Origin of the sequence: Pseudomonas sp. GW531-T4, assembly GCF_017349615.1 — a bacterium.
Taxonomy (GTDB): domain Bacteria; phylum Pseudomonadota; class Gammaproteobacteria; order Pseudomonadales; family Pseudomonadaceae; genus Aquipseudomonas; species Aquipseudomonas chlororaphis_I.
This window is the reverse complement of sequence record NZ_JACMZT010000050.1, coordinates 1-19,879: the sequence shown is the minus strand read 5'-3', so window position 1 is coordinate 19,879 and position 19,879 is coordinate 1. Positions and strand designations below refer to the sequence as shown.

Annotated in this window: 18 protein-coding genes; 9 read left to right on the top strand and 9 right to left on the bottom strand. The window is 63.1% G+C overall.

Annotation, left to right across the window (positions count from 1 at the left end; translation table 11 throughout):
• Nucleotides 1–61 precede the first annotated feature (61 nt).
• The 3 genes from J4D28_RS26905 (at nucleotide 62) to ahpF (ending at nucleotide 3,404) form a co-directional block, all read left to right on the top strand.
• Nucleotides 62–1,000 carry a site-specific integrase gene (locus J4D28_RS26905; RefSeq protein ID WP_103331552.1) on the top strand — a complete coding sequence of 313 codons (939 nt, stop codon included), beginning with the start codon at nucleotides 62–64 and terminating at the stop codon, nucleotides 998–1,000.
• Between the two features lie 151 nt (nucleotides 1,001–1,151).
• Nucleotides 1,152–1,715, top strand: a complete 564-nt coding sequence (ahpC, locus tag J4D28_RS26900; RefSeq protein ID WP_007921754.1) for an alkyl hydroperoxide reductase subunit C — start codon at nucleotides 1,152–1,154, stop codon at nucleotides 1,713–1,715.
• Between the two features lie 123 nt (nucleotides 1,716–1,838).
• Nucleotides 1,839–3,404, top strand: coding sequence for an alkyl hydroperoxide reductase subunit F (gene ahpF / locus J4D28_RS26895; protein WP_009049338.1), 1,566 nt, complete (start codon nucleotides 1,839–1,841; stop codon nucleotides 3,402–3,404).
• Nucleotides 3,405–3,554: 150 nt separating this feature from the next.
• Here ahpF and gloA read toward each other — a convergent pair whose 3' ends face one another.
• Complete coding sequence (gene gloA, locus J4D28_RS26890) at nucleotides 3,555–4,076, bottom strand: lactoylglutathione lyase (RefSeq protein ID WP_009049337.1); 522 nt, start codon at nucleotides 4,074–4,076, stop codon at nucleotides 3,555–3,557.
• Between the two features lie 200 nt (nucleotides 4,077–4,276).
• Here gloA and J4D28_RS26885 point away from each other — a divergent pair, with 200 nt between their 5' ends.
• A complete protein-coding gene (locus J4D28_RS26885) occupies nucleotides 4,277–4,804 on the top strand; it encodes a DUF4946 domain-containing protein (RefSeq protein WP_009049336.1) in 528 nt (175 codons plus the stop codon).
• 223 nt (nucleotides 4,805–5,027) lie between these two features.
• On the opposite strand, the gene J4D28_RS26880 is transcribed toward J4D28_RS26885, so the two are convergent.
• The 3 genes from J4D28_RS26880 to J4D28_RS26870 form a co-directional block, all read right to left on the bottom strand.
• Nucleotides 5,028–5,393, bottom strand: coding sequence for a histone-like nucleoid-structuring protein, MvaT/MvaU family (locus J4D28_RS26880; RefSeq protein ID WP_009049335.1), 366 nt, complete (start codon nucleotides 5,391–5,393; stop codon nucleotides 5,028–5,030).
• 245 nt (nucleotides 5,394–5,638) lie between these two features.
• Nucleotides 5,639–7,177, bottom strand: a complete 1,539-nt coding sequence (locus tag J4D28_RS26875; protein WP_028682537.1) for an EAL domain-containing protein — start codon at nucleotides 7,175–7,177, stop codon at nucleotides 5,639–5,641.
• Nucleotides 7,178–7,285: 108 nt separating this feature from the next.
• Nucleotides 7,286–8,161, bottom strand: coding sequence for a LysR family transcriptional regulator (locus J4D28_RS26870; protein WP_103331551.1), 876 nt, complete (start codon nucleotides 8,159–8,161; stop codon nucleotides 7,286–7,288).
• 79 nt (nucleotides 8,162–8,240) lie between these two features.
• Between J4D28_RS26870 and J4D28_RS26865 the strand changes: the two genes are divergently transcribed.
• The 3 genes from J4D28_RS26865 (at nucleotide 8,241) to hpaR (ending at nucleotide 11,084) form a co-directional block, all read left to right on the top strand.
• The gene (locus tag J4D28_RS26865; RefSeq protein ID WP_016702456.1) at nucleotides 8,241–9,188 is read left to right on the top strand and encodes a DMT family transporter; all 948 of its coding nucleotides are present in this window, start codon (nucleotides 8,241–8,243) and stop codon (nucleotides 9,186–9,188) included.
• A gap of 252 nt (nucleotides 9,189–9,440) precedes the next feature.
• Nucleotides 9,441–10,517 carry a 4-hydroxyphenylpyruvate dioxygenase gene (hppD, locus tag J4D28_RS26860; protein ID WP_016702457.1) on the top strand — a complete coding sequence of 359 codons (1,077 nt, stop codon included), beginning with the start codon at nucleotides 9,441–9,443 and terminating at the stop codon, nucleotides 10,515–10,517.
• 144 nt (nucleotides 10,518–10,661) lie between these two features.
• Nucleotides 10,662–11,084 carry a homoprotocatechuate degradation operon regulator HpaR gene (gene hpaR / locus J4D28_RS26855; protein ID WP_007921772.1) on the top strand — a complete coding sequence of 141 codons (423 nt, stop codon included), beginning with the start codon at nucleotides 10,662–10,664 and terminating at the stop codon, nucleotides 11,082–11,084.
• Nucleotides 11,085–11,207: 123 nt separating this feature from the next.
• Here hpaR and rarD read toward each other — a convergent pair whose 3' ends face one another.
• The 3 genes from rarD to J4D28_RS26840 form a co-directional block, all read right to left on the bottom strand.
• Nucleotides 11,208–12,089: an EamA family transporter RarD gene (gene rarD, locus J4D28_RS26850; RefSeq protein WP_009049329.1), complete on the bottom strand. Its 882-nt coding sequence runs from the start codon at nucleotides 12,087–12,089 to the stop codon at nucleotides 11,208–11,210.
• A 185-nt stretch (nucleotides 12,090–12,274) separates the two neighbouring features.
• Nucleotides 12,275–13,282 carry an aldo/keto reductase gene (locus tag J4D28_RS26845; protein WP_023965756.1) on the bottom strand — a complete coding sequence of 336 codons (1,008 nt, stop codon included), beginning with the start codon at nucleotides 13,280–13,282 and terminating at the stop codon, nucleotides 12,275–12,277.
• Nucleotides 13,283–13,385: 103 nt separating this feature from the next.
• Nucleotides 13,386–14,285 (bottom strand): LysR family transcriptional regulator, encoded by a 900-nt coding sequence (locus J4D28_RS26840; protein ID WP_038578565.1) that lies wholly within the window; start codon nucleotides 14,283–14,285, stop codon nucleotides 13,386–13,388.
• 160 nt (nucleotides 14,286–14,445) lie between these two features.
• Between J4D28_RS26840 and J4D28_RS26835 the strand changes: the two genes are divergently transcribed.
• Nucleotides 14,446–14,856: a hypothetical protein gene (locus tag J4D28_RS26835; protein WP_009049326.1), complete on the top strand. Its 411-nt coding sequence runs from the start codon at nucleotides 14,446–14,448 to the stop codon at nucleotides 14,854–14,856.
• A 258-nt stretch (nucleotides 14,857–15,114) separates the two neighbouring features.
• On the opposite strand, the gene J4D28_RS26830 is transcribed toward J4D28_RS26835, so the two are convergent.
• A complete protein-coding gene (locus J4D28_RS26830) occupies nucleotides 15,115–17,016 on the bottom strand; it encodes an acyl-CoA synthetase (RefSeq protein WP_038632834.1) in 1,902 nt (633 codons plus the stop codon).
• 204 nt (nucleotides 17,017–17,220) lie between these two features.
• On the bottom strand, nucleotides 17,221–18,531 hold the full coding sequence (locus tag J4D28_RS26825) for an MFS transporter (RefSeq protein ID WP_041983437.1): 1,311 nt from the start codon (nucleotides 18,529–18,531) through the stop codon (nucleotides 17,221–17,223).
• 181 nt (nucleotides 18,532–18,712) lie between these two features.
• Here J4D28_RS26825 and J4D28_RS26820 point away from each other — a divergent pair, with 181 nt between their 5' ends.
• Nucleotides 18,713–19,858 (top strand): sugar diacid recognition domain-containing protein, encoded by a 1,146-nt coding sequence (locus J4D28_RS26820; protein ID WP_041983438.1) that lies wholly within the window; start codon nucleotides 18,713–18,715, stop codon nucleotides 19,856–19,858.
• Nucleotides 19,859–19,879 lie beyond the last annotated feature (21 nt).

Sequence of the window (19,879 nt, the reverse complement as noted above, 5' to 3'; positions counted from 1 at the left end):
ATAGCTAGATCGCCCTGTTTCAGCCCGCCATTTCCGTACCGCAACACGAGTCGAGCAAGCCATGAGTGAACTGGATCGTTACCTGCACGCCGCGACCCGCGACAACACCCGGCGCAGTTACCGGGCAGCCATCGAGCATTTCGAGGTGACCTGGGGCGGGTTTCTGCCGGCGACCAGCGACAGCGTGGCGCGTTATCTGGTGGCGTACGCGGGGGAGCTGTCGATCAACACCCTGAAGCTGCGGCTCTCGGCCCTGGCGCAGTGGCACAACAGCCAGGGTTTCGCCGACCCGACCAAGGCGCCAGTGGTGCGCCAGGTGTTCAAGGGCATTCGCGCGCTGCACCCGGCCCAGGAGAAACAGGCCGAACCCTTGCAGTTGCAGCATCTGGAGCAGGTAATCGCCTGGTTGGAGCAGGAAGCCAGCCAGGCCCGGCTCGATGACAATCAACCGGCCCTGCTGCGCGCGCGGCGTGACAGCGCGCTGATTCTCCTGGGGTTCTGGCGCGGCTTTCGCAGCGATGAGCTGTGCCGGCTACGGATCGAGCATGTGCAGGCGGTGGCGGGTTCCGGCATCAGCCTGTATCTGCCCCGCAGCAAGAGCGACCGCGACAACCTCGGCAAGACCTGGCACACCCCGGCGCTGCGCCGGCTGTGCCCGGTCCAGGCCTATATCGAGTGGATCAATGTCGCCGCCCTGGTACGCGGGCCGGTGTTCCGTGGCATCGACCGCTGGGGCCATCTGAGCGAGGAGGGCCTGCACGCCAACAGTGTGATTCCGTTATTGCGCCAGGCCCTGGAGCGCGCCGGGGTCGCCGCCGAGCAATACACCAGCCACTCCTTGCGCCGCGGCTTTGCCACCTGGGCCCATCGCAGTGGCTGGGACCTCAAGTCGCTGATGAGCTATGTCGGCTGGAAGGACATCAAGTCGGCGATGCGCTACGTCGAAGCCAGTCCGTTTCTCGGCATGGCCCTGACCCAGGAAAAGCCGGTCGCCGAGTAAATACGCATTTCTTCTATTAATACTGCACGCTAATAGCCAAACCTAATCAGCAGCATCAGCTTTGCCAATGAGCCTCGGCTGGGATCATTGGTTAGGATTCTCCCCATCAAGTTTTCAACCCAAGTTTTTACCCACTGATGGAGAATCACCGATGCCTATCATCAACAGCCAAGTCAAACCGTTCAAAGCAACCGCTTTCAAAAATGGCGAGTTCATCGAAGTGTCGGACGCCACTCTGAAAGGCAAATGGTCCGTCGTGTTCTTCTACCCGGCCGACTTCACCTTCGTTTGCCCAACCGAGCTGGAAGACCTGGCAGACAACTACGCCGAATTCCAGAAACTGGGCGTGGAAATCTACAGCGTTTCGACTGACACCCACTTTGCCCATGCCGCCTGGCACAACACTTCGCCAGCCATCGGCAAGATCCGCTACACCATGATCGGCGACCCGACCCTGGCCATCTCCCGCAACTTCGACGTGCTGATCGAAGAAGCCGGTCTGGCTGACCGTGGCACCTTCGTGATCAACCCGGAAGGCCAGATCAAGATCGTTGAAATCAACGACGGCGGTGTCGGCCGTGACGCTTCCGAGCTGCTGCGCAAGATCAAGGCCGCTCAATACGTCGCTGCCCACCCAGGCGAAGTCTGCCCAGCCAAGTGGAAAGAAGGCGAGGCTACCCTGGCTCCTTCCCTGGACCTGGTCGGCAAGATCTAAGCCTGTGACTCGCTACAGCAGGGCGGACCGCCGCACCTAAGTCAGCTGCACCGCCCTCAAGAACGCCCGGGCGAGATTCGCTCGGGCGTTTTTTTTCGATCTGAATAAAAGGAAATCGCCCGTATGTTGGACGCCAATCTTAAAGCCCAGTTGAAGTCATACCTGGAACGGGTCACCCAGCCGATCGAGATCGTTGCCTCTCTCGACGACGGTGCGAAATCCCAGGAAATGCTCGAATTGCTGAAAGACGTTGCCAGTCTTTCCAGCCAGATTACCTTGCTCGACAACGGTAACGATGCACGTAAACCATCGTTCTCGATCAATCGGCCGGGTGCCGACATCAGCCTGCGTTTCGCCGGCATTCCCATGGGCCACGAATTCACTTCCCTGGTGCTGGCCTTGCTGCAAGTCGGCGGCCACCCCTCGAAAGCCAGTGTCGAAGTGATCGAACAGATCCGCGCCCTCAAAGGCGAGTTCAACTTCGAGACTTACTTCTCGCTGTCCTGCCAGAACTGCCCGGACGTGGTCCAGGCGCTGAACCTGATGGCGGTGCTGAACCCGAACATCCGCCACGTCGCCATCGACGGCGCGTTGTTCCAGGACGAAGTCAACGATCGCAAGATCATGGCGGTTCCCAGTGTCTACCTCAATGGCGTGAACTTCGGCCAGGGCCGCATGGGCCTGGAAGAAATCCTCGGCAAGCTCGACACCGGCGCCATCGAGAAGCAGGCGGAAAAAATCAGCGCCAAGGACGCCTTCGATGTCCTGGTGGTCGGCGGTGGCCCGGCCGGTGCGTCGGCGGCTATCTACGCGGCCCGCAAAGGCATCCGCACCGGTGTCGCGGCCGAGCGTTTCGGCGGCCAGGTGCTGGACACCATGGCCATCGAGAACTTCGTCTCGGTCCAGGAAACCGAAGGGCCGAAACTGGCCAGCGCCCTGGAAGAGCACGTTCGCCAGTACGACGTCGACATCATGAACCTGCAGCGCGCCAGCGCGCTGGTGCCGGCCAAGGAAGTCGGCGGCCTGCACGAAGTGCGTTTCGAAAGCGGCGCAAGCCTCAAGGCCAAGTCGCTGATCCTGGCCACCGGTGCCCGCTGGCGCGAGATGGGGGTGCCCGGCGAGCAGGAATACAAGGCCAAGGGCGTGTGCTTCTGCCCGCACTGCGACGGTCCGCTGTTCAAGGGCAAGCGTGTGGCGGTGATCGGTGGCGGTAACTCCGGCGTCGAGGCGGCCATCGACCTGGCGGGTATCGTCAGCCACGTGACCCTGCTGGAGTTCGACAGCAAGCTGCGCGCCGACGCCGTGCTGCAACGCAAGCTGTACAGCCTGGCGAACGTCAAAGTGATCACCAGCGCGCTGACCAGCGAAGTCAAGGGTGACGGCCAGAAAGTCACCGGCCTGGTGTACAAGGACCGCGATTCGGGCGAGTTCAACACCGTCGACCTGGAAGGGATCTTCGTGCAGATCGGTCTGCTGCCGAACACCGACTGGCTCAAGGGCACTGTCGAGCTGTCGCCCCGTGGCGAGATCATTGTCGATGCCCGTGGCGAGACTTCGCTGCCCGGCGTGTTTGCCGCCGGTGACGTGACCACCGTGCCGTACAAGCAGATCGTGATCGCGGTAGGCGAGGGCGCCAAGGCTTCGCTGAGTGCCTTCGACCACCTGATCCGCACCTCCGCGCCGGCCTGAGTCGACAGCGGAAAAAACAAAACCCCATGAGCCTTGGCTCATGGGGTTTTTTGTTGGTGGCTTCTGTAGGAGCGAAGCTTGCTCGCGATCAACGATAACGCGGTGAGTCAGGCAAACCGCGTTGTGCCTATCGCGGGCAATACAGGTGGGTTACAGCGGCGCTGGCTGGATGATCTCCACCCAGTAGCCGTCCGGGTCCTTGATAAAGGCCAGGCTCTTCATGCGGCCGTCGTTCAGGCGCTTCTGGAAATCGCAGCCCAGGGCTTCGAAGCGCTCGCAGGCGGCGACGATATCCGGCACCGAAATGCAGATATGGCCAAAGCCGCGCGGGTCGGTGTTGCCGTTGTGATAGGCGAAAGCCGCGTCGTTCTCGGTGCCGTGGTTGTGGGTCAGCTCGAGGATGCCAGGGATCGATTTCATCCATTCGGTACGGGCCGCGGCGTCGGCCGGGATCTGCGCCTTGTCCACCAGGGCGAGGAAGTACAGGCTGAATTCGGCTTCGGGGAAGTCGCGTTTTTCCACCAGCGAGAAACCCAGGACGCGGGTGTAGAAATCCAGGGACTGGGTGATGTCCTTGACCCGCAACATGGTGTGGTTGAACACAAAGTTGGTAGTGGCGGTGTCAGGCTGGGCAGTCACGCCGGGGAAAGTATTGAGTTCGTGCAGGCTCATGGGCCCTCCGGAAAAGAAGTGGGGCAAACGGCGCTCGCGCTGACGAGCAGTCCCTTGGCTTGCAGGGCTTCGGGCGTCCTTGCGGTCGGGCAATGATACGCAAGAGCGGCAGGGCGCACCAAACACAAAGCTACGAACCTGTTGCTCGATACTCCTGCCAGCCTCAGACTTCAGGGCCCGTCCCTTATGTGTTCATGACCATGCGTTTATCGTTCAAAACCCTGTGCCTGCTTGCGTCCTGGCTTCTGCTTCCGGCCCTGGCCGAGGCGGCGGACCCGGTGATCACCTGGCCCAGCGGCTGGCAGATCGAAGAGTTGCCACAGGCGCAAGAACAACCGGCCAAGGTATTCCGCCAGCGCGCGGTGAAGAACGATGCCGGCGGCACACCGTTGATGGTCATGGAGTTGACCATGACTCAAGTTGAAAGTGGGCATCAGGTCAATTTGCAGGCGGTCTTGCTGGAGATGCGCAAGTCGGTGCAGAAGGACTTTGGGCGCGGCGGTTATCAAAGTGTGTGCACGCGCATTCATGACACGACATTGAGTCGTCTGGCGGCGCTGGAAACCACTTGCACCATTACCGAAAACGGCCGCCATGTGTTGTCGCAAACACTGGTGGCGGCTGTCGATGGCGATAAGGCCTATGTATTGTCTTATGCCGGACAGGCTGCGGTTTATGCCGAAAGCCAGGAGGAAATCCGCGGGGTGCGAAGTAGCCTGAAACTTTAACAGGACGATTGTGCTACGTCGGCCAGCGCGGTTCGCGCCTTTGAACTAAATACAAAGTTGTAGGATCGGGCAGGGGGATTGGGGGTGCAGCTGCAGTTTCGGCTGGGTGTTTATTGCCGCTCAGGCAATCTATGGGCTGCAACTTATTCGATTTCGAAACAAACAGCCTTCGTTTAAAGGTAAAGACCCTGCATAGGCAGGGTCTTTTATATACATCGGTTACTTAACTGCGCAGCCAGGAATCTACAGTGGCAGCGCCGTACTGTTCTTTCCAGGCTTTAAGGCCGCGATGATTGCCGCCCTTGGTTTCGATCAACTCGCCGGTGTGCGGGTTCTGATAAACCTTGACCACGCGTGCACGACGGGTTTTCGGCGCGCCCGAGAGCGGCAGAGCGGATTTGCCCGGATGAGGATCGAGAATGGCGATAATGTCGCGCAGGCTTTTGCCGTAGGTCTTCATCAGGCCCTGGAGCTTTTCCTCGAACTCGATTTCTTTCTTGAGTCCGGCGTCGTTCTTCAGGGATTCCAGCTGGGCGAGCTGTTCTTGAAGGGCCTTTTCTGCTGCACGAAATTCAGCGAGTCTGGACAATATCTTTACTCCAATAGTGTATTTGGCTGATACCAACCGCAAACAAAGCTATAAGCCAAGAGCCTTAGAACGACTCGATTATAATGGCCCACCTGCGAATCTTGTACAGGCTGGAAAAATTGTAGTAGTTAATCTGGCGCAAGTAAATCATGGCGTTGTTGGTGCACACAATTTGTCATCTTCTGATTCAAATTGGTGCGTGAAACAATTGCCGAGTTCAATAAATTTTCATCAGAAATGGCTATTTAATGGCGCGCCAGCGCTTGTAGGAAATCTTCCCCGGGCATCGGTCTGCCGAATAAGTAGCCTTGTAGGAAATCGACTCCATGGGCGGCCAGATAGTCCTGTTGTTCCGCTGTTTCCACACCCTCGGCGACTATCCCCAGTTCGAGTTTGCCCGAGAGTTCGATGATGCTGTCGAGTATGTGGCGGGACAGGGCGTCAACCCCAATCATGGCCACGAAGCTCTGGTCGATCTTCAGATAGTCGACATTGAACTTGCGCAAGTAACCCAGGCTTGAATGGCCGGTGCCGAAGTCGTCGATGGCGATCATCACCCCCAACTTGTGCAGTTCCTCGAACAGGCTGTGGGTGATCGCGGTCGGCTCCACCAGTTCGCGTTCGGTCAACTCCAGGACCAGGCGCACCTTGCCCGGCGGGAACAGGTCGAGAAACTCCCGGCAATCCTCGAGCAACTCCAGGTCCTGGCAATGGCTGGCGGTGATATTGATGCCGATATGAAAGTCGTCGATGAAGGTATGGGCATGAGGCGCCAGCAGCAGGGCGGTCTGCTGCATCAGCGAACGGGTCATGGGCACGATCAGGCCGGAATGCTCGGCGAAGGGAATGAACAGGTCCGGACGCACCAGGCCTTCACGAGGGTGTTTCCAGCGCATCAGCACTTCGATGCCGGCCCACTGCTTGGTGTCGCCACGCACCACGGGCTGGAAGTACGGGATGAACTCGGCCGCTTCCAGGGCGCGTTGCAGTTCATGACTGGGGGACGACGAGCGCTTTTGCAGCCAGTGGCCAAGGACCGCCGCCAGCACCCCGAAAAAGATCAGCAGGCTGAACAGGGCAGGGTACTGGGACTTCATGTAGAGCCAGATATCGCCCTCGGGGAACCCCGCGTTGACGCTGTAGGGAAAGCGCGAAGAGGCCATCCGATAAGGGGCTACCGGGGGCGGCGGGGCGACGGATTCGTGGACCTGGCCATCGTCGGCCAGCCAGTAGGGGCCCACTTGCAGTTGCAGCTCGGCAAAGCGGCTGATCAGGCGCAAGGCGTTGCTCAGGTGATAACCGTCGATGCTGGCCAGGACCGCGCGTTCGCCCTCTTGCAGGCGATAGACCAGCAGCGCGGTGTTGGGCGTGACCGGGTTGCCGTCCATCAACCACAGCTTGCCGTCGACATAGTTGGCCGGGTCCAGCTCGAACGAGGACGGGCCGAGCAGCGAGCTGCAGTAATTGTCATTGCGCCACACCAGATTGGTCGAGCGCACGAACGGGCGGCGAGTCACCTGTTCGCGCAGGGCCAGTTGCCGGAAATCGTCGCAGGGCTGGCCGACTTGCGCCATCAGCGACCGGGCGGCGATGTCGGTGTTGTCGAGCATCAGGTCGAACTGGCGGATCGCTTCCTCGGCGGTCTGCTGGCTGCTGTGGATCAGCGCGCGCTCGGCCTGCATATAGAGGATGACCACGCCCAGCGCTACCGGCAGCAAGCCGATCAGCAGGGTCCACAGATTGCGGGTAGAGCGTTTCAGCGGGCCTTTGGCGGTCAATGGCATGGAGGAAAAACCTGTGGCGAAATGGAGGCCAGAAAACACTCAAAAGCCGCTGGACGGTACGGCGGCATCCGGTCCATGGGCATGATAGACGGTGGCCCCGGGTTGCGCTCAGTCACGGCGATACAGACTCCGCGCCTGCTCGATAAAGGCCAGGGTCGCCGGCGACGCCTGCCGCCGGTCCAGCACCGCCAGCCCTACCTGGCGCCGGGCGGGGGGTGACAGCGCCTTGATCCGATAACGCGGGTCGTTGGCCTCGGGCAGCGACAATTGGGCGACCAGGGTCAGGGCATCGCCGCGGGCCACGGTCCCCAGGGTGCTGAGCAGTTGCGAGCTGCGATAGCGGATGTTGGGGCTGAGCCTGGCCGCGAGGAACAGCCGGGAAACCAGCTCGGCGGAACCGGCCTCGGTGAGGATGAACGGGTCGTCGCACAGCTCGGCAAGGCTCACCGAGTCCTTGGCGGCCAGCCCATGTTGGCTGGGGATCAGCGCCACCATCTGGTCTTCCACCAGGGCGAAGCAGTCGAAGCGCTCCTGGGGCAGCACCACGAAACCGACATCGATGCGCCGTTCTTCCAGCCATTGCAGCACTTGGCGGTCGGGCCCCTCGTCGATGTGCACCTCGATACCGGGATGGGCCGCGCGGTAACGCTGGAGGATCGCCGGAAGCAGCTTCATCGACGAGGTCGGGCCGAACGAGCCGATGCGCAAGGTGCCGCGTTTCATGCCGCGGGCATCGGCGGCTTCCTGTTCCATGGTGGCGGCCAGGCCGAGGATGGCGCGGGCTCGCAGTAATAGTTGCTGGCCGATATCGGTGAGTTCCACCAGCGACTGATGCCGGCGGATCAGCTCGACCCCGAGTTCCTGCTCCAGGGACTTGAGCGCGTGGGACACCGCCGACTGGCTGATGCCCAGGCGGCTGGCGGCGCTGGTGAAACCGCGCAGCTCGGCCACCAGGGAGAAGATCTGCAGTTGGCTCAGGGTCATGAGTAAAAGCTCATTTTACGATGATCGGGCATTAGTCGAAGAATACCCGAACTTTCCTTGATCCGCGCCTCGGGGCCTTATGAAAACTGTCGATCAAACCTGTGCCGGGCCTTCCGATCTGCCGGTGTATTGCAAGCTGGCGGCGGTCACCATGATCTGGGGCGGCACCTTTGTTGCCGGGCGGCTATTGGCGGGTACCTTGGAGCCTTTGCTGGCCGCCAGCCTGCGTTTTCTCCTGGCCAGCCTGGCCTTGCTGCTGTTCATGGCGATCGCCCGGATTGCCCTGGTGCGCCCGAGCCTGGCGCAGTTCGCCCAGTTGGCGGTGCTGGGGTTTTTCGGGATCTTTTTCTACAACCTGTGTTTCTTCGAGGGCCTGCAGTCGATCAATGCGTCCCGTGCTTCGCTGATCGTCGCGCTCAATCCGGCGGTGATTGCCCTGGCGTCCTGGGCGCTGTTCAAGGAGCGCTTGAGCGGCGCCAAGCTGTTCGGCATTGCCTTGTGCCTGGGGGGCGCGGGGGTGGTGATCCTCAGTCGCGACCCGGGGGCCTTGTCCAGCGGCCCGGGCAGTGGGCGCGGGGACCTGCTGATTTTCGGCTGTGTGCTGGGCTGGGGCGTCTATTCGTTGTTTTCGCGCAACCTGAACCAGACCCTGGGCCCGTTGCAGACCGTGACCTATTCGATCCTGCTGGGCACGGCAATGCTCTGGAGCACCACCGCCCTGCGCGGCGAGGTGCGCCTCGAGGCGCTGGCGAGCCTGACCCTGGAGCAGGGCCTGAGCCTGCTGTACCTCGGCGTGCTGGGCTCGGCCCTGGCGTATATCTGGTATTACGACGGCCTGCGCAAGATCGGCGCGACCCGTTCGGGGGTGTTTATCGCGCTCAATCCGCTGACCGCGGTGATCCTTGGCGCGCTGCTGCTGGACGAGCGCCTGAGCCTGGCCATGTGCCTGGGCGGCGTGCTGATCCTGTGGGGCATTTACCAGTGCAACAAACCCCTTGCGAGCCTGGAAAAAAAGCGGATTTTATAGAGAGTGCGGACAAACAGTTTTACGCTGTGTAGAATCTGGTTACGCATACAATAATAAAGTCTTCTGGCAGCAGAAGCCTCGCCCCCCAGCCGGTAAGACAGGGTCGACATGAAGATTCTCGGGTTTCAACTGATTTACGGTGATTTCCTCGCGCGCAGCGTGCGGGGCATCTCTTGCGCGCCACCTGCCTGCCTCAGCATTGCTAGCAACTAACGATCCGTTAATTTCTAAAAGCATGATGAGGCGCCAACCATGGCAGATATCTTCGAAAACCCGATGGGCCTGATGGGCTTTGAATTCATCGAATTCGCATCACCTACCCCCAACACCCTCGAGCCGATCTTCGAGATCATGGGTTTCACCAAGGTCGCGACCCACAGGTCTAAAGACGTGCACCTGTATCGCCAGGGTGCGATCAACCTGATCCTCAACAACGAGCCCCACAGCGTCGCTTCGTACTTCGCCGCCGAGCACGGCCCGTCCGTGTGTGGCATGGCGTTCCGCGTCAAGGATTCGCAAAAGGCCTACAAGCGCGCCCTGGAACTGGGTGCCCAGCCAATCCACATCGAAACCGGCCCGATGGAGCTGCACCTGCCGGCGATCAAAGGCATCGGCGGCGCGCCGCTGTACCTGATCGACCGTTTCGGCGAAGGCAGCTCGATCTATGACATCGACTTCGTCTACCTCGAAGGCGTGGACCGCCATCCGCAAGGTGCGGGCCTGAAGATCATCGACCACCTGACCCACAACGTGTACCGCGGGCGCATGGCCTACTGGGCCGGCTTCTACGAGAAGCTGTTCAACTTCCGCGAGATCCGTTACTTCGACATCAAGGGCGAATACACCGGCCTGACCTCCAAGGCCATGACCGCGCCCGATGGCATGATCCGCATCCCGCTGAACGAAGAGTCGTCCAAGGGCGCCGGGCAGATCGAAGAGTTCCTGATGCAGTTCAACGGCGAGGGCATCCAGCACGTGGCCTTCCTCACCGACGACCTGGTCAAGACCTGGGATCAGCTGAAGAAGATCGGCATGCGCTTCATGACCGCGCCGCCGGACACCTACTACGAAATGCTCGAAGGCCGCCTGCCGAACCACGGCGAGCCGGTGAACGAGCTGCAGTCGCGGGGCATCCTGCTGGACGGTTCCTCGGAAGAGGGCGACAAGCGCCTGCTGCTGCAGATCTTCTCGGAAACCCTGATGGGCCCGGTGTTCTTCGAATTCATCCAGCGTAAAGGCGACGATGGTTTCGGCGAAGGCAACTTCAAGGCACTGTTCGAATCGATCGAACGCGACCAGGTCCGTCGTGGCGTGCTGTCCACCGACTAAGCCGCCACCTGCCTGACGATGAAGCCCGGTCGGGGAATCCTCGACCGGGCTTTGTTTTGCCTGTCGGTTGGCAATTGTGAATGTGTTAATGTTCGGCCTTCGTGACGCCGAGCGTCGCCATCCAGCCCTGTGAACGACCCGCACATGACCAACCCAAGACCTTCCCTGACATTGACCCTGCTTCAGGCCCGCGAAGCGGCCATGGCATTCTTTCGCCCGTCCCTCAACCAGCACGACCTGACCGAGCAGCAGTGGCGGGTGATCCGCATCCTGCGCCAGAACGGCGAGCTGGAAAGCCATCAGCTGGCGAAAATGGCCTGCATCCTGCCGCCGAGCATGACCGGCGTGCTGACCCGCCTGGAGCGCGACGAATACGTCAGTCGGCGCAAATCCCCCGAGGACCAGCGCCGCCTGTTCATCACCCTGACGGAAAAGGGCGAGGCCTGTTTCGAGTCCATGAGCGGCGACATGGAAATCAACTACCAACGCATTCAGCAGCAGTTCGGCGAAGAGAAGATGCAGGCCTTGCTGGCCCTGCTCAATGAGCTGAAGCAAATCAAACCCTGACCCGATCTTCTTCTGTAGGAGCGAGGCTTGCCCGCGATGCCGGCAACGCGGTGCAACAGGTGATCCGCGTCGCATTCATCGCGAGCAAGCTTCGCTCCTACAACAGCGACAGCAACAGCCGCGTCAGCTTCTGCGCTGGCGCATCAGATGCTTGAACCCCTCGTACACCAGCACCAGTACCGCCAGCCAGATCGGCAGGTAGGTCAGCCATTCCCCGGCCTGGATGCTTTCTCCCAGCAGCAGGGCCACGCCCAGCAGCAACACCGGTTCGACATAGCTCAACAAGCCGAACAGGCTGAAGGGCAGCAGGCGGCTGGCGATGATATAGGCCACCAGCGCCGAGGCACTGATCAACCCCAGCAACGGAATCAGCAGGTACAGCCAGGGGTGTTGATCGACCACGGCAAAACCCTGCTCGCCGCCTTGCACGAACCACAGCGCGATCGGCAACAGCAGGGCCATGTCCAGCCACAGGCCGCCCAGGTTGTCGGAGGCCAGGCGTTTGCGCAGCACGAAATAGACCGGATAACCGATGGCCACCAATAAGGTCGCCCAGGAAAAACTGCCCACCTGATACAGCTCGTTGAGCACCCCCAGGGTCGCCAGGCCGGCGGCGATCTTTTGCAGCCGCGACAGCTGTTCGCCGTAGACGATGCGCCCGGTCAGGACCATGGTCAGTGGCAGCAGAAAATACCCCAGCGACACATCCAGGCTGTAGCCATTCAGCGGCGCCCACATGAACAGCCACAGCTGTACCCCGAGCAGCGCCGCGGACAGCGGCAGCGCCAGCAGCAGAAGCGGTTGGCCCAGCAGTCTCTTGAGGATCGCCCCGACATGCCGCCATTCGCCGCTCAGCAGCATGAACACGGTCATGCACGGCGCGGTGAGCAACATGCGCCAGCCGAAAATCTCCACTCCGGTCAGGGGCGCCAGCAAGGAGGTGTAGAAATACATGACGGCAAACAGCACCGACGCCAAGACCGATAGAGCAATACCTTTAGACAAGCTGTCCTCGTGTGACCTGAACCAGGCAAATGGGATGGAGGGAAAAACTGCGGGGAATATAGAGGGTTTGGCGCGAGACGTTTACTCGGATTTATCGCAAGTTGCGGGAAAATATCCCGTTTGCCGCCACTCACCGGCAGTGGGGCAGCGGGTGGCCCGCGGAAGGGGCCACCGCTGTGGGGAGATCAGCGTGGCGTGCGTCCGGAGACGAAGTGGCTGACGTCGTTGAAGCCCGGGGTCGAGGCATGCCCCGGGGTGACCAGCGAATCGATGAAGGCTTCATCCTCGGCGCTGATCTTCACCTCCAGCGCCTTGGTGTAGGCGTCCCACTGTGCCTCGGTGCGCGGGCCGACGATCGCCGAGCTGACCGCGGCATTGTTCAGCACCCAGGCGATGGCGAACTCGACCATGCCGACCCCGCGGCCCTGGGTGTACTGCTGGATCTGCTGGGCGATGCGCAGCGACTCGACGCGCCATTCGGTTTCCAGGATGCGTTTGTCCTGGCGACCGGCGCGGCTGTTGCTGTCGGGGGCGACATCCGGCGCGTACTTGCCGCTGAGCACGCCGCGGGCCAGCGGGCTGTAGGGCACCACGCCGAGCCCGTAGGCCTGGGCCGCGGTGATCTGCTCGGTCTCGGCCTGGCGGTTGACGATGTTGTACAGCGGCTGGCTGATCACTGGGCGGTCGACGCCGAGCCGGTCGGCGATGCGGATCACCTCGGCGATGCGCCAGCCGCGGTAGTTGGACAGGCCCCAATAGCGGATCTTGCCCTGGCGCAGCAGGTCGCCGATGGCCGACACCGTGACTTCCAGCGGCGTGTTGTGGTCTTCGCGGTGCAGGTAGTAGATGTCGATGTAATCGGTGCCCAGGCGGGTCAGGCTGGCGTCGATGCCGTTGAAGATGTGCTTGCGGCTCAGGCCGCTGCGGTTGGGCACGCCATCGGCGGGGCCGAAGCCGACCTTGGTCGCCAGCACCCAGTGGTCACGCTGGCTGGCGATGGCTTCACCGACGATCTCTTCGGAACGGCCGCCGGTGTAGACGTCGGCGGTGTCGATGAAGTTGATGCCCTGGTCCCAGGCCTTGTCGATGATGCGCAGGGAGTCCTCGGTGCTGGTCTGTTCGCCGAACATCATGGTGCCGAGGGTCAGGGGGGACACGTGCAGCCCGGAATGGCCGAGGATGCGATAGCTCATGTACGAAATCCTTGTGCGTGAGGTAAGGCCGGCGCGACAGCGGCCAGCGACCGGTCATGGGACGCCCATCAAATACCAGAACGGGTGTAGGGAGCAATCTGAATTATCCGGCCAGCAGTTGGCAGCGGGCCTGTAAAAAACCTTGCAGCACCTTCACCCGTTCCGAGACCTGCAAACGGTGCGGGCACAACAGGTTGAGCGGCACGCTTTCGCCTTGCCAGTCGCCGAGCAGGGGCACCAGGCGCCCGGCGCGAATGTCGCTGGCCACGTCGAGCCAGGCCTTGTAGGCAATGCCGTGGCCGGCCAGGGCCCAGCGTCGCGCCACTTCGCCGTCGTCGCTGAGGTAGTCGCCGCGCACCTGGACTTCCTGCACCTCGCCATCCCGGCTGAAGTGCCAGCTGTTGTAGGGGCGGCCGTTGCGCAGATAGATCAGGGCGCTGTGCTCGCTCAGCTCGGCGGGGGTCTGCGGGGTGCCGTGGCGCGCCAGGTAGTCGGGGCTGGCGCAGGCCAGCCGGTGATGCCGGGGCAGGATCGGCAGGGCCACCAGGCTGGAGTCGCTGGGCACGCCGAAGCGCAGGGCGACGTCGACGGTCTCGCGGAACAGGTCGCTGTGCCGGTCGTTGAGCAACAATTGCAGGCGGATATGCGGGTGTTCGCGCTTGAAGTCGTCCAGCCAGGGCAGCAGCAGGTTGCGCCCGAAGTCCGATGGCGCCGCCAGTTGCAGCACACCGCTGAGGCCCTGGCTCTGCTGCTTCAGGGCCTGCTCGCCTTCCGCCAGGGCCGCCAGTGCCACGCGCACGCTGTCCAGGTAGCGCCGGCCTTCTTCGGTGAGGCGCATGCTGCGGGTCGAGCGCGCCAGCAGGCGCATGCCCAGGCGGGTTTCCAGGCGCTTGAGGGCGATGCTGGCGGCGGCGGGGGTCAACTCCAGGCTGCGGGCGGCGGCGGAAATGCTGCCGGAGTCGGCGGTACGGACGAAGACTTCAAGGTCGAGAATCGAGCTCATTGCTAAAAATCCTTTAAAGATCCTTGCGTTTTACCGGGATTTTTCCTCGCTTATCAAGCTGTGAATATGCAGTCACTTCCATCGCACAGGGTGAACTCATGAAACCGCTCAGTACGTTCTTGCCGGATCGCACCGCCGCTATCGGCGGTGGAGGTGCGTCATGACCTGGCATTTCGATCATCTGGCCTTCAACACCGCCGAGGGCGACGCCTTGCAGCAGGCCTTCCAGGCCTTGCTCGGGCTGCAGGCCGGACGGCGCCCGCCGTTTCCCTTTCCCGGGCGCTGGCTGTACCAGGACGGCCAGGCGCTGGTGCATGTGATCGAGCAGCCGACCTTCGCCGAGACGGCGCTTAGCCATATCGCCTTCAGGACCGAGGAGGATGCCGCAGTGGTGTTGCAGCGGGTTCAGGCCAGCGGCCTGCCGCATCAGGTGGCGCAGGTGCCGCAGGACGGCACCTGGCAGATTTTCGTGCAGATGCCGGGTGGCCTGGTGTTGGAACTGGATGCGCCGGCGGGCGCCGACCTGCATCCGGGGTATCGCTATGAAGCGGATGGCGGCGCGCCTGAATGAAACATGGCCGTACCAATACGGGGGGCGCAAGCATCTGGTCCGTCAGCGCAGAAGCCGAAACTGTAGCCGCTGCCGCAGGCTGCGATCGAGGCCGCAGGACTCGCCATCAGCCATGACGCGGTCTGTCAGTAAAACGGCTTCTCTCCGGTCACGGCCGCTTCGCACGGAGTGCCGCCCAAACCGATCGCAGCCCGCGGCAGCGGCTACAGGTGAATGCCTTGCAGCGCGGCGACCCCGATGGCCGGGGCCGCCGGCGACTCAGGCCGAATGCAACTGGTAGCGCACCGCGTAACCGCTCAGGCGCTGGTCCAGGGCCGCGCGGCGGGTCGCATCCAGGTCAGGCACATGGATATCCACCCGTTGCCCGTGGCGCTCGTCGCTGACGGCCTCGACGCGGATACCGTCGGCAACCTGGCGCACCTCGTCTTCGAATACCCGGCGAATGGCGTCCAGGCGCAGGGCCGGCTTGAAGGTCTTGCCCACGGCCGTCAGGGGGATCTGCTCGAGCAGCCAGACGTCCTTGGGCAGCGCGGCCCGTTCATGGATATGCCGCGCGGCGTGCTCCAGCAGCTCGGCCGGATCGGCGCTGGCGCCGGCCTTGAGCTGGACGTACACCACCGGCAGCTCGCCAGCCTTGATGTCCGGCTTGCCCACCGCCGCGGCCATGGCCACGGCCGGGTGGCGGTGCAGGGCTTCTTCGATCATCTGCGGGTCGATGTTGTGGCCGCCGCGGATGATCAGGTCCTTGCTGCGCCCGGTCAGCCAGATGTAGCCGTCGCGGTCGATGCGCCCCAGGTCGCCGGTGTTGAACCAGCCGCCGTCGAGCCACAGGCCCTGGTTCTTGTCGGCCTGCAGATAGCCCTTGAACACCGTCGGCCCGCGCAGGCAGACATTGCCGGGCTCGTCGGTGGCGGCGTCGCGCAGGTAATGGCCGTCGCTGTCGAGCACGGCGATCTTGACCTCGCAATACGGCAGGCGCAGGCCGATGGAGCCGATCCGGCGCTCGCCGTCCCGAGGGTTGCAGCTGGTGGCGCAGGTACTTTCGGTGAGGCCGTAACCTTCGATGATCTTCAGCCCCGAGCGCGCCTCGAACTGACGGATCAGTTCCACCGGCATGGGCGCGGCGCCGCACACCGCAAAGCGCAGGCTGGAGACATCGATGCCGTCGTTGGGTACCTGCAGCAAGGCGGCAAAGATGGTCGGCACACCGCTGAAACAACTGATCCGGTAACGCTCCACCAGGTGCCAGAAATCCTTGATCAGCGTCGGGTTGCGGTAGCCCTGGGGCCCGGCCAGCAGTACCCGGGCGCCGCGGTGGAAGGCGGCGAGGCCAGTGAGTATCACCCCGTTGACGTGGAACAGCGGCAGCCCGCAGAGCAGCACGTCGTGGCTGCTGTAATCGCCATGCAGGCCAATGATCTCGGCCATCGCCACTTCATTGAGGTGGCTGTGGGGTGCCAGTTTCGGCGTGCCGGTGGTGCCGCCGGTGTGGAAGTACGAGGCGATGTCGTCCGGCTGGATCACCCGGCCGCTTTCCAGGTGGTCGGCGGGGCAGGCGGCGAGCAGGGTGTCGAAGTCCAGCACGCCCTCCGGCATCGCCGGGCGCTGGCTCTTGATCGCACTGCGTTGTGGCTCGGGCAGCAGGTTGGCCAGGTCAATGGTGACGATGGCTTCCAGCTCCGGCAGGCGCTCGCGCAGGTTGGCGACCTTTTGCCAGAGGTCGGTGCCGGGGAAGGGCGCCAGGGTCACCAGCACCGTGGTGCCGGATGCGCGGACCAGTTCGGCGATGTGTTCCGGCTCCAGCAGCGGGTTGATGGCGTTGACGATCCCGGCGGCCTCGCCGCCCCAGATCACGTAATGGGTCTGCGGCAGGTTGGGCAGCAGGAAGGACACCGCCTTGCCCGGGCGGATGCCCAGCCGGTGCAGGGCGTTGGCGGTGCGGGTGACCTGGGCGAACAACTCGGCGTAGCTGATGTTCCAGGGCTGGTCCTGGATGCTGCCCTGGGGCAGGAAGGTCAGGGCGGTGCGCTCGCCGAAACGGCTGGCCGAGCGTTGCAACAGTTCATAGGTGCTGGCGGGAAGATTGCGCTGGGCCAGGGGCTGCTGTTGTTCGAGGGCTTGGATGTCGCTCAGGCGGGCGAGGGAGATGGGCGCGGTCATGATCGTGTGGGTCTTCCTTCGGTAAGGTCTGCGAGGGAGGTCATCAATCGATCCAGCCAATGGAAAACTGCCGCGGCCGGACGTCTGTCCGATATACCACGGGTGTGCTCGGGCGGGCTGTTGCTTTTTGTAGCGAGGCGGTAACAAACCCGTGGTTTGTCCCGGGAAGCCGGGCCCACCAGAAGGTGAGCCCGGTAAAGCCGGTCAGCGTTTCAACGTGCGGGTCATGCGCAGGGCCAGCAGGCTACCCGCGACGATGACACCCGCCAGCAGGTACAGCGCGGCATCGGTGGAGCCGGTGCTGTCCTTGACCCAGCCGACGATGTAGGGGCTGAGGAAGCCGGCCATCTGGCCCATGGAGTTGATCAGTGCCAGGCCACCCGCAGCGGCGCCGGCGCTCAGCAGCGCCGTCGGCACCGGCCAGAACATCGGCAGGCCGGTGAGGGCGCCCATGGTGGCGAGGGTCAGGCCGAGGATGGCGACGGTCGGGTTGGCGGCGAAGTTGACCGCGATCAGCAGGCCGATGGCGCCCATCAGCATCGGTACCACCAGGTGCCAGCGGCGTTCCTGGCGCAGGTCGGCCGAGCGCCCGACCATCAGCATGAACAGCGCCGCCAGCAGATAGGGAATGGCGCTGAGCCAGCCGATCACCAGGTTGTCGCTGAACCCCAGGTTCTTGATGATCGACGGCAGCCAGAAGTTGATGGCGTACACGCCGCTCTGGATACAGAAGTAGATCAGGCCGAAAGCCCAGATGGCCGGGTTCTTGAACACCGCGGTTAGGGAGTCGCCAGTGGTCCGCGGCTTGCGCGCGGCGTCTTCGGCCTGGTCGGCTTCCAGCAGCGCGCGTTCCTGCGGGCTTAGCCACTTGGCGTGGGCGAAATTGTCATTGAGCAGGAAGTACGCCAGGGCGCCGAGGATCACGGTAGGGATGCCCTGCAGCAGGAACATCCACTGCCAGCCGGCCATGCCGCCCTGGCCCGCGGCGAAGTGGTTGAGGATCCAGCCGGAGAACGGGCTGCCGAGCAGGCCGGACACCGGGATCGCCGACATGAACAGGGCCATGATGCGGCCGCGACGGAAGCTCGGGAACCACTGCGAGAGGTACAGCACCACGCCGGGGAAGAAGCCGGCCTCGGCGGCGCCGGTGAACAGGCGCAGGGTGTAGAACTGGGTCGGCGTGGTGACGAACAGCAGGCAGGTCGACAGCGTGCCCCAGGTGATCATCATCAGCGCGATCCAGCGCCGCGGGCCGAATTTGTTCAGCGCCAGGTTGCTCGGCACGCCGCACAGCACGTAGCCGATGAAGAAGATCCCGGCACCGAGGCCGTAGACGGTTTCGCTGAATTTCAGGGCATCGAGCATCTGCAGCTTGGCAAAGCCGACGTTCACCCGGTCGAGGTAGTTGAACAGGTAGCAGATGAAGATGAAGGGGATCAGGCGCAGGGTGATGCGCTTGTAGACGGCGTTTTTATCGTCATCGGTGGCCAGGGTGGCAGCGGCGCTCTGTGACATGGCGTGTCTCTCTTTATTATGATTTTTTGCGATGCGAGGTTAACGTTGATCGCCCCGAGAGTCTCGGTCACCCCATGGGCCGCTGTCTTTGTGCCGGCGCACAGGGTTTGCCGGCATCCCCTGTGCCGGTGAACAAGCCTTTGTCATCGCCCCGAGCCCGCTTTCCTAGGATCACGCCGCTATGTTCGAACTGGATCACGACCTGGCGCAGGATATCGTCGACCGGACGATGGCCATCCTGCCCTACAACGTCAACGTCATGGACAGCCAGGGCCTGATCCTGGGCAGCGGCGAGCCCGAGCGCATCAATACCCGCCACGAAGGCGCGCAGTTGGTGCTGGCCAACGGCCGGGTGGTGGAGATCGACGCGCAGACCGCCAAGCACCTCAAGGGCGTGCAGCCGGGGATCAACCTGCCGCTGTTGCACGACCAGCGGTTGATCGGCGTGCTGGGCATCACCGGCGAGCCGGAACTGCTGCGCACCTATGCCGAGCTGGTGCGCATGACCGCCGAGATGCTGGTGGGCCAGCGTCACCAGCAGGCCGAACAGCAATGGCGCCGCCAGCGTTGCGACGACCTGCTGGCGCTGCTGCTCAGCGACAGCGGGGATTCGCCGCGGCTGGTGGACGAGGCGCAGCAGATGGGGCTCAAGCCGCAGCTGCCGCGCACGCCTTATCTGTTCGAGCTGGGCCCGGACCAGGAAGGAGCGGCGCAGGGCGCGGGGCAGACCGTCGAAGCTCTGAGCGCCTGGCTGATGTCGCGTTACCCGGACAGCTGGTGCGTCAGCTCGGCCAAGTCCTCGTTGCTGTGGTGCCGGCCGGCGACCCTGAGCGTCGACAACCCGCGGCTGCTGGAAAAGCTCGACAGCCTGGGCTGGAACATCCTGCGCATCGCCGTGGGCGGCCAGGCCGATGGGCTGGCGGGGCTGCGCCGCTGCTACCGGCGGGTCGGCGACTTGCTCGCCTATGGCCGCGACGTGCTGCCCCAGTCGCGCTTGCTGACCCTCAATCGTTTCCGTTTGCCGGTGATGCTCTGGCGCCATCGCAATGACGATGCCCTGGACGAGTTGCTCAGCCCCTTGCGCAAGGTCATCGCCAAGGACAGCAATGGCCAGCTGCTGGCGACCCTGCGCAGCTGGTGCGACCACGACGGCCAGAGCCAGGCCTGCGCCGACGCCCTGGGCATCCACCGCAACAGCCTGCGCTACCGCATGGAGCGCATCGCCGAACTCAGCGGCGTCGACCCGCTCAAGCTCGACGGCATGCTGGCGCTGTACCTGGGGGTGCAGCTGTTGCCGCAGACCGATGCGCCCGCCACCACGCCTTAAAACCTTGCGCCCACCCCTGTA

What these genes read in the sequence shown, in the direction of transcription:
- J4D28_RS26905 (WP_103331552.1), top strand. Translation starts at nt 62, where the DNA reads ATGAGTGAACTGGATCGTTACCTGCACGCCGCGACCCGCGACAACACC.
- ahpC (WP_007921754.1), top strand. Translation starts at nt 1,152, where the DNA reads ATGCCTATCATCAACAGCCAAGTCAAACCGTTCAAAGCAACCGCTTTC.
- ahpF (WP_009049338.1), top strand. Translation starts at nt 1,839, where the DNA reads ATGTTGGACGCCAATCTTAAAGCCCAGTTGAAGTCATACCTGGAACGG.
- gloA (WP_009049337.1), bottom strand. Translation starts at nt 4,076, where the DNA reads ATGAGCCTGCACGAACTCAATACTTTCCCCGGCGTGACTGCCCAGCCT.
- J4D28_RS26885 (WP_009049336.1), top strand. Translation starts at nt 4,277, where the DNA reads ATGCGTTTATCGTTCAAAACCCTGTGCCTGCTTGCGTCCTGGCTTCTG.
- J4D28_RS26875 (WP_028682537.1), bottom strand. Translation starts at nt 7,177, where the DNA reads ATGCCATTGACCGCCAAAGGCCCGCTGAAACGCTCTACCCGCAATCTG.
- J4D28_RS26870 (WP_103331551.1), bottom strand. Translation starts at nt 8,161, where the DNA reads ATGACCCTGAGCCAACTGCAGATCTTCTCCCTGGTGGCCGAGCTGCGC.
- J4D28_RS26865 (WP_016702456.1), top strand. Translation starts at nt 8,241, where the DNA reads ATGAAAACTGTCGATCAAACCTGTGCCGGGCCTTCCGATCTGCCGGTG.
- hppD (WP_016702457.1), top strand. Translation starts at nt 9,441, where the DNA reads ATGGCAGATATCTTCGAAAACCCGATGGGCCTGATGGGCTTTGAATTC.
- hpaR (WP_007921772.1), top strand. Translation starts at nt 10,662, where the DNA reads ATGACCAACCCAAGACCTTCCCTGACATTGACCCTGCTTCAGGCCCGC.
- J4D28_RS26845 (WP_023965756.1), bottom strand. Translation starts at nt 13,282, where the DNA reads ATGAGCTATCGCATCCTCGGCCATTCCGGGCTGCACGTGTCCCCCCTG.
- J4D28_RS26840 (WP_038578565.1), bottom strand. Translation starts at nt 14,285, where the DNA reads ATGAGCTCGATTCTCGACCTTGAAGTCTTCGTCCGTACCGCCGACTCC.
- J4D28_RS26835 (WP_009049326.1), top strand. Translation starts at nt 14,446, where the DNA reads ATGACCTGGCATTTCGATCATCTGGCCTTCAACACCGCCGAGGGCGAC.
- J4D28_RS26830 (WP_038632834.1), bottom strand. Translation starts at nt 17,016, where the DNA reads ATGACCGCGCCCATCTCCCTCGCCCGCCTGAGCGACATCCAAGCCCTC.
- J4D28_RS26825 (WP_041983437.1), bottom strand. Translation starts at nt 18,531, where the DNA reads ATGTCACAGAGCGCCGCTGCCACCCTGGCCACCGATGACGATAAAAAC.
- J4D28_RS26820 (WP_041983438.1), top strand. Translation starts at nt 18,713, where the DNA reads ATGTTCGAACTGGATCACGACCTGGCGCAGGATATCGTCGACCGGACG.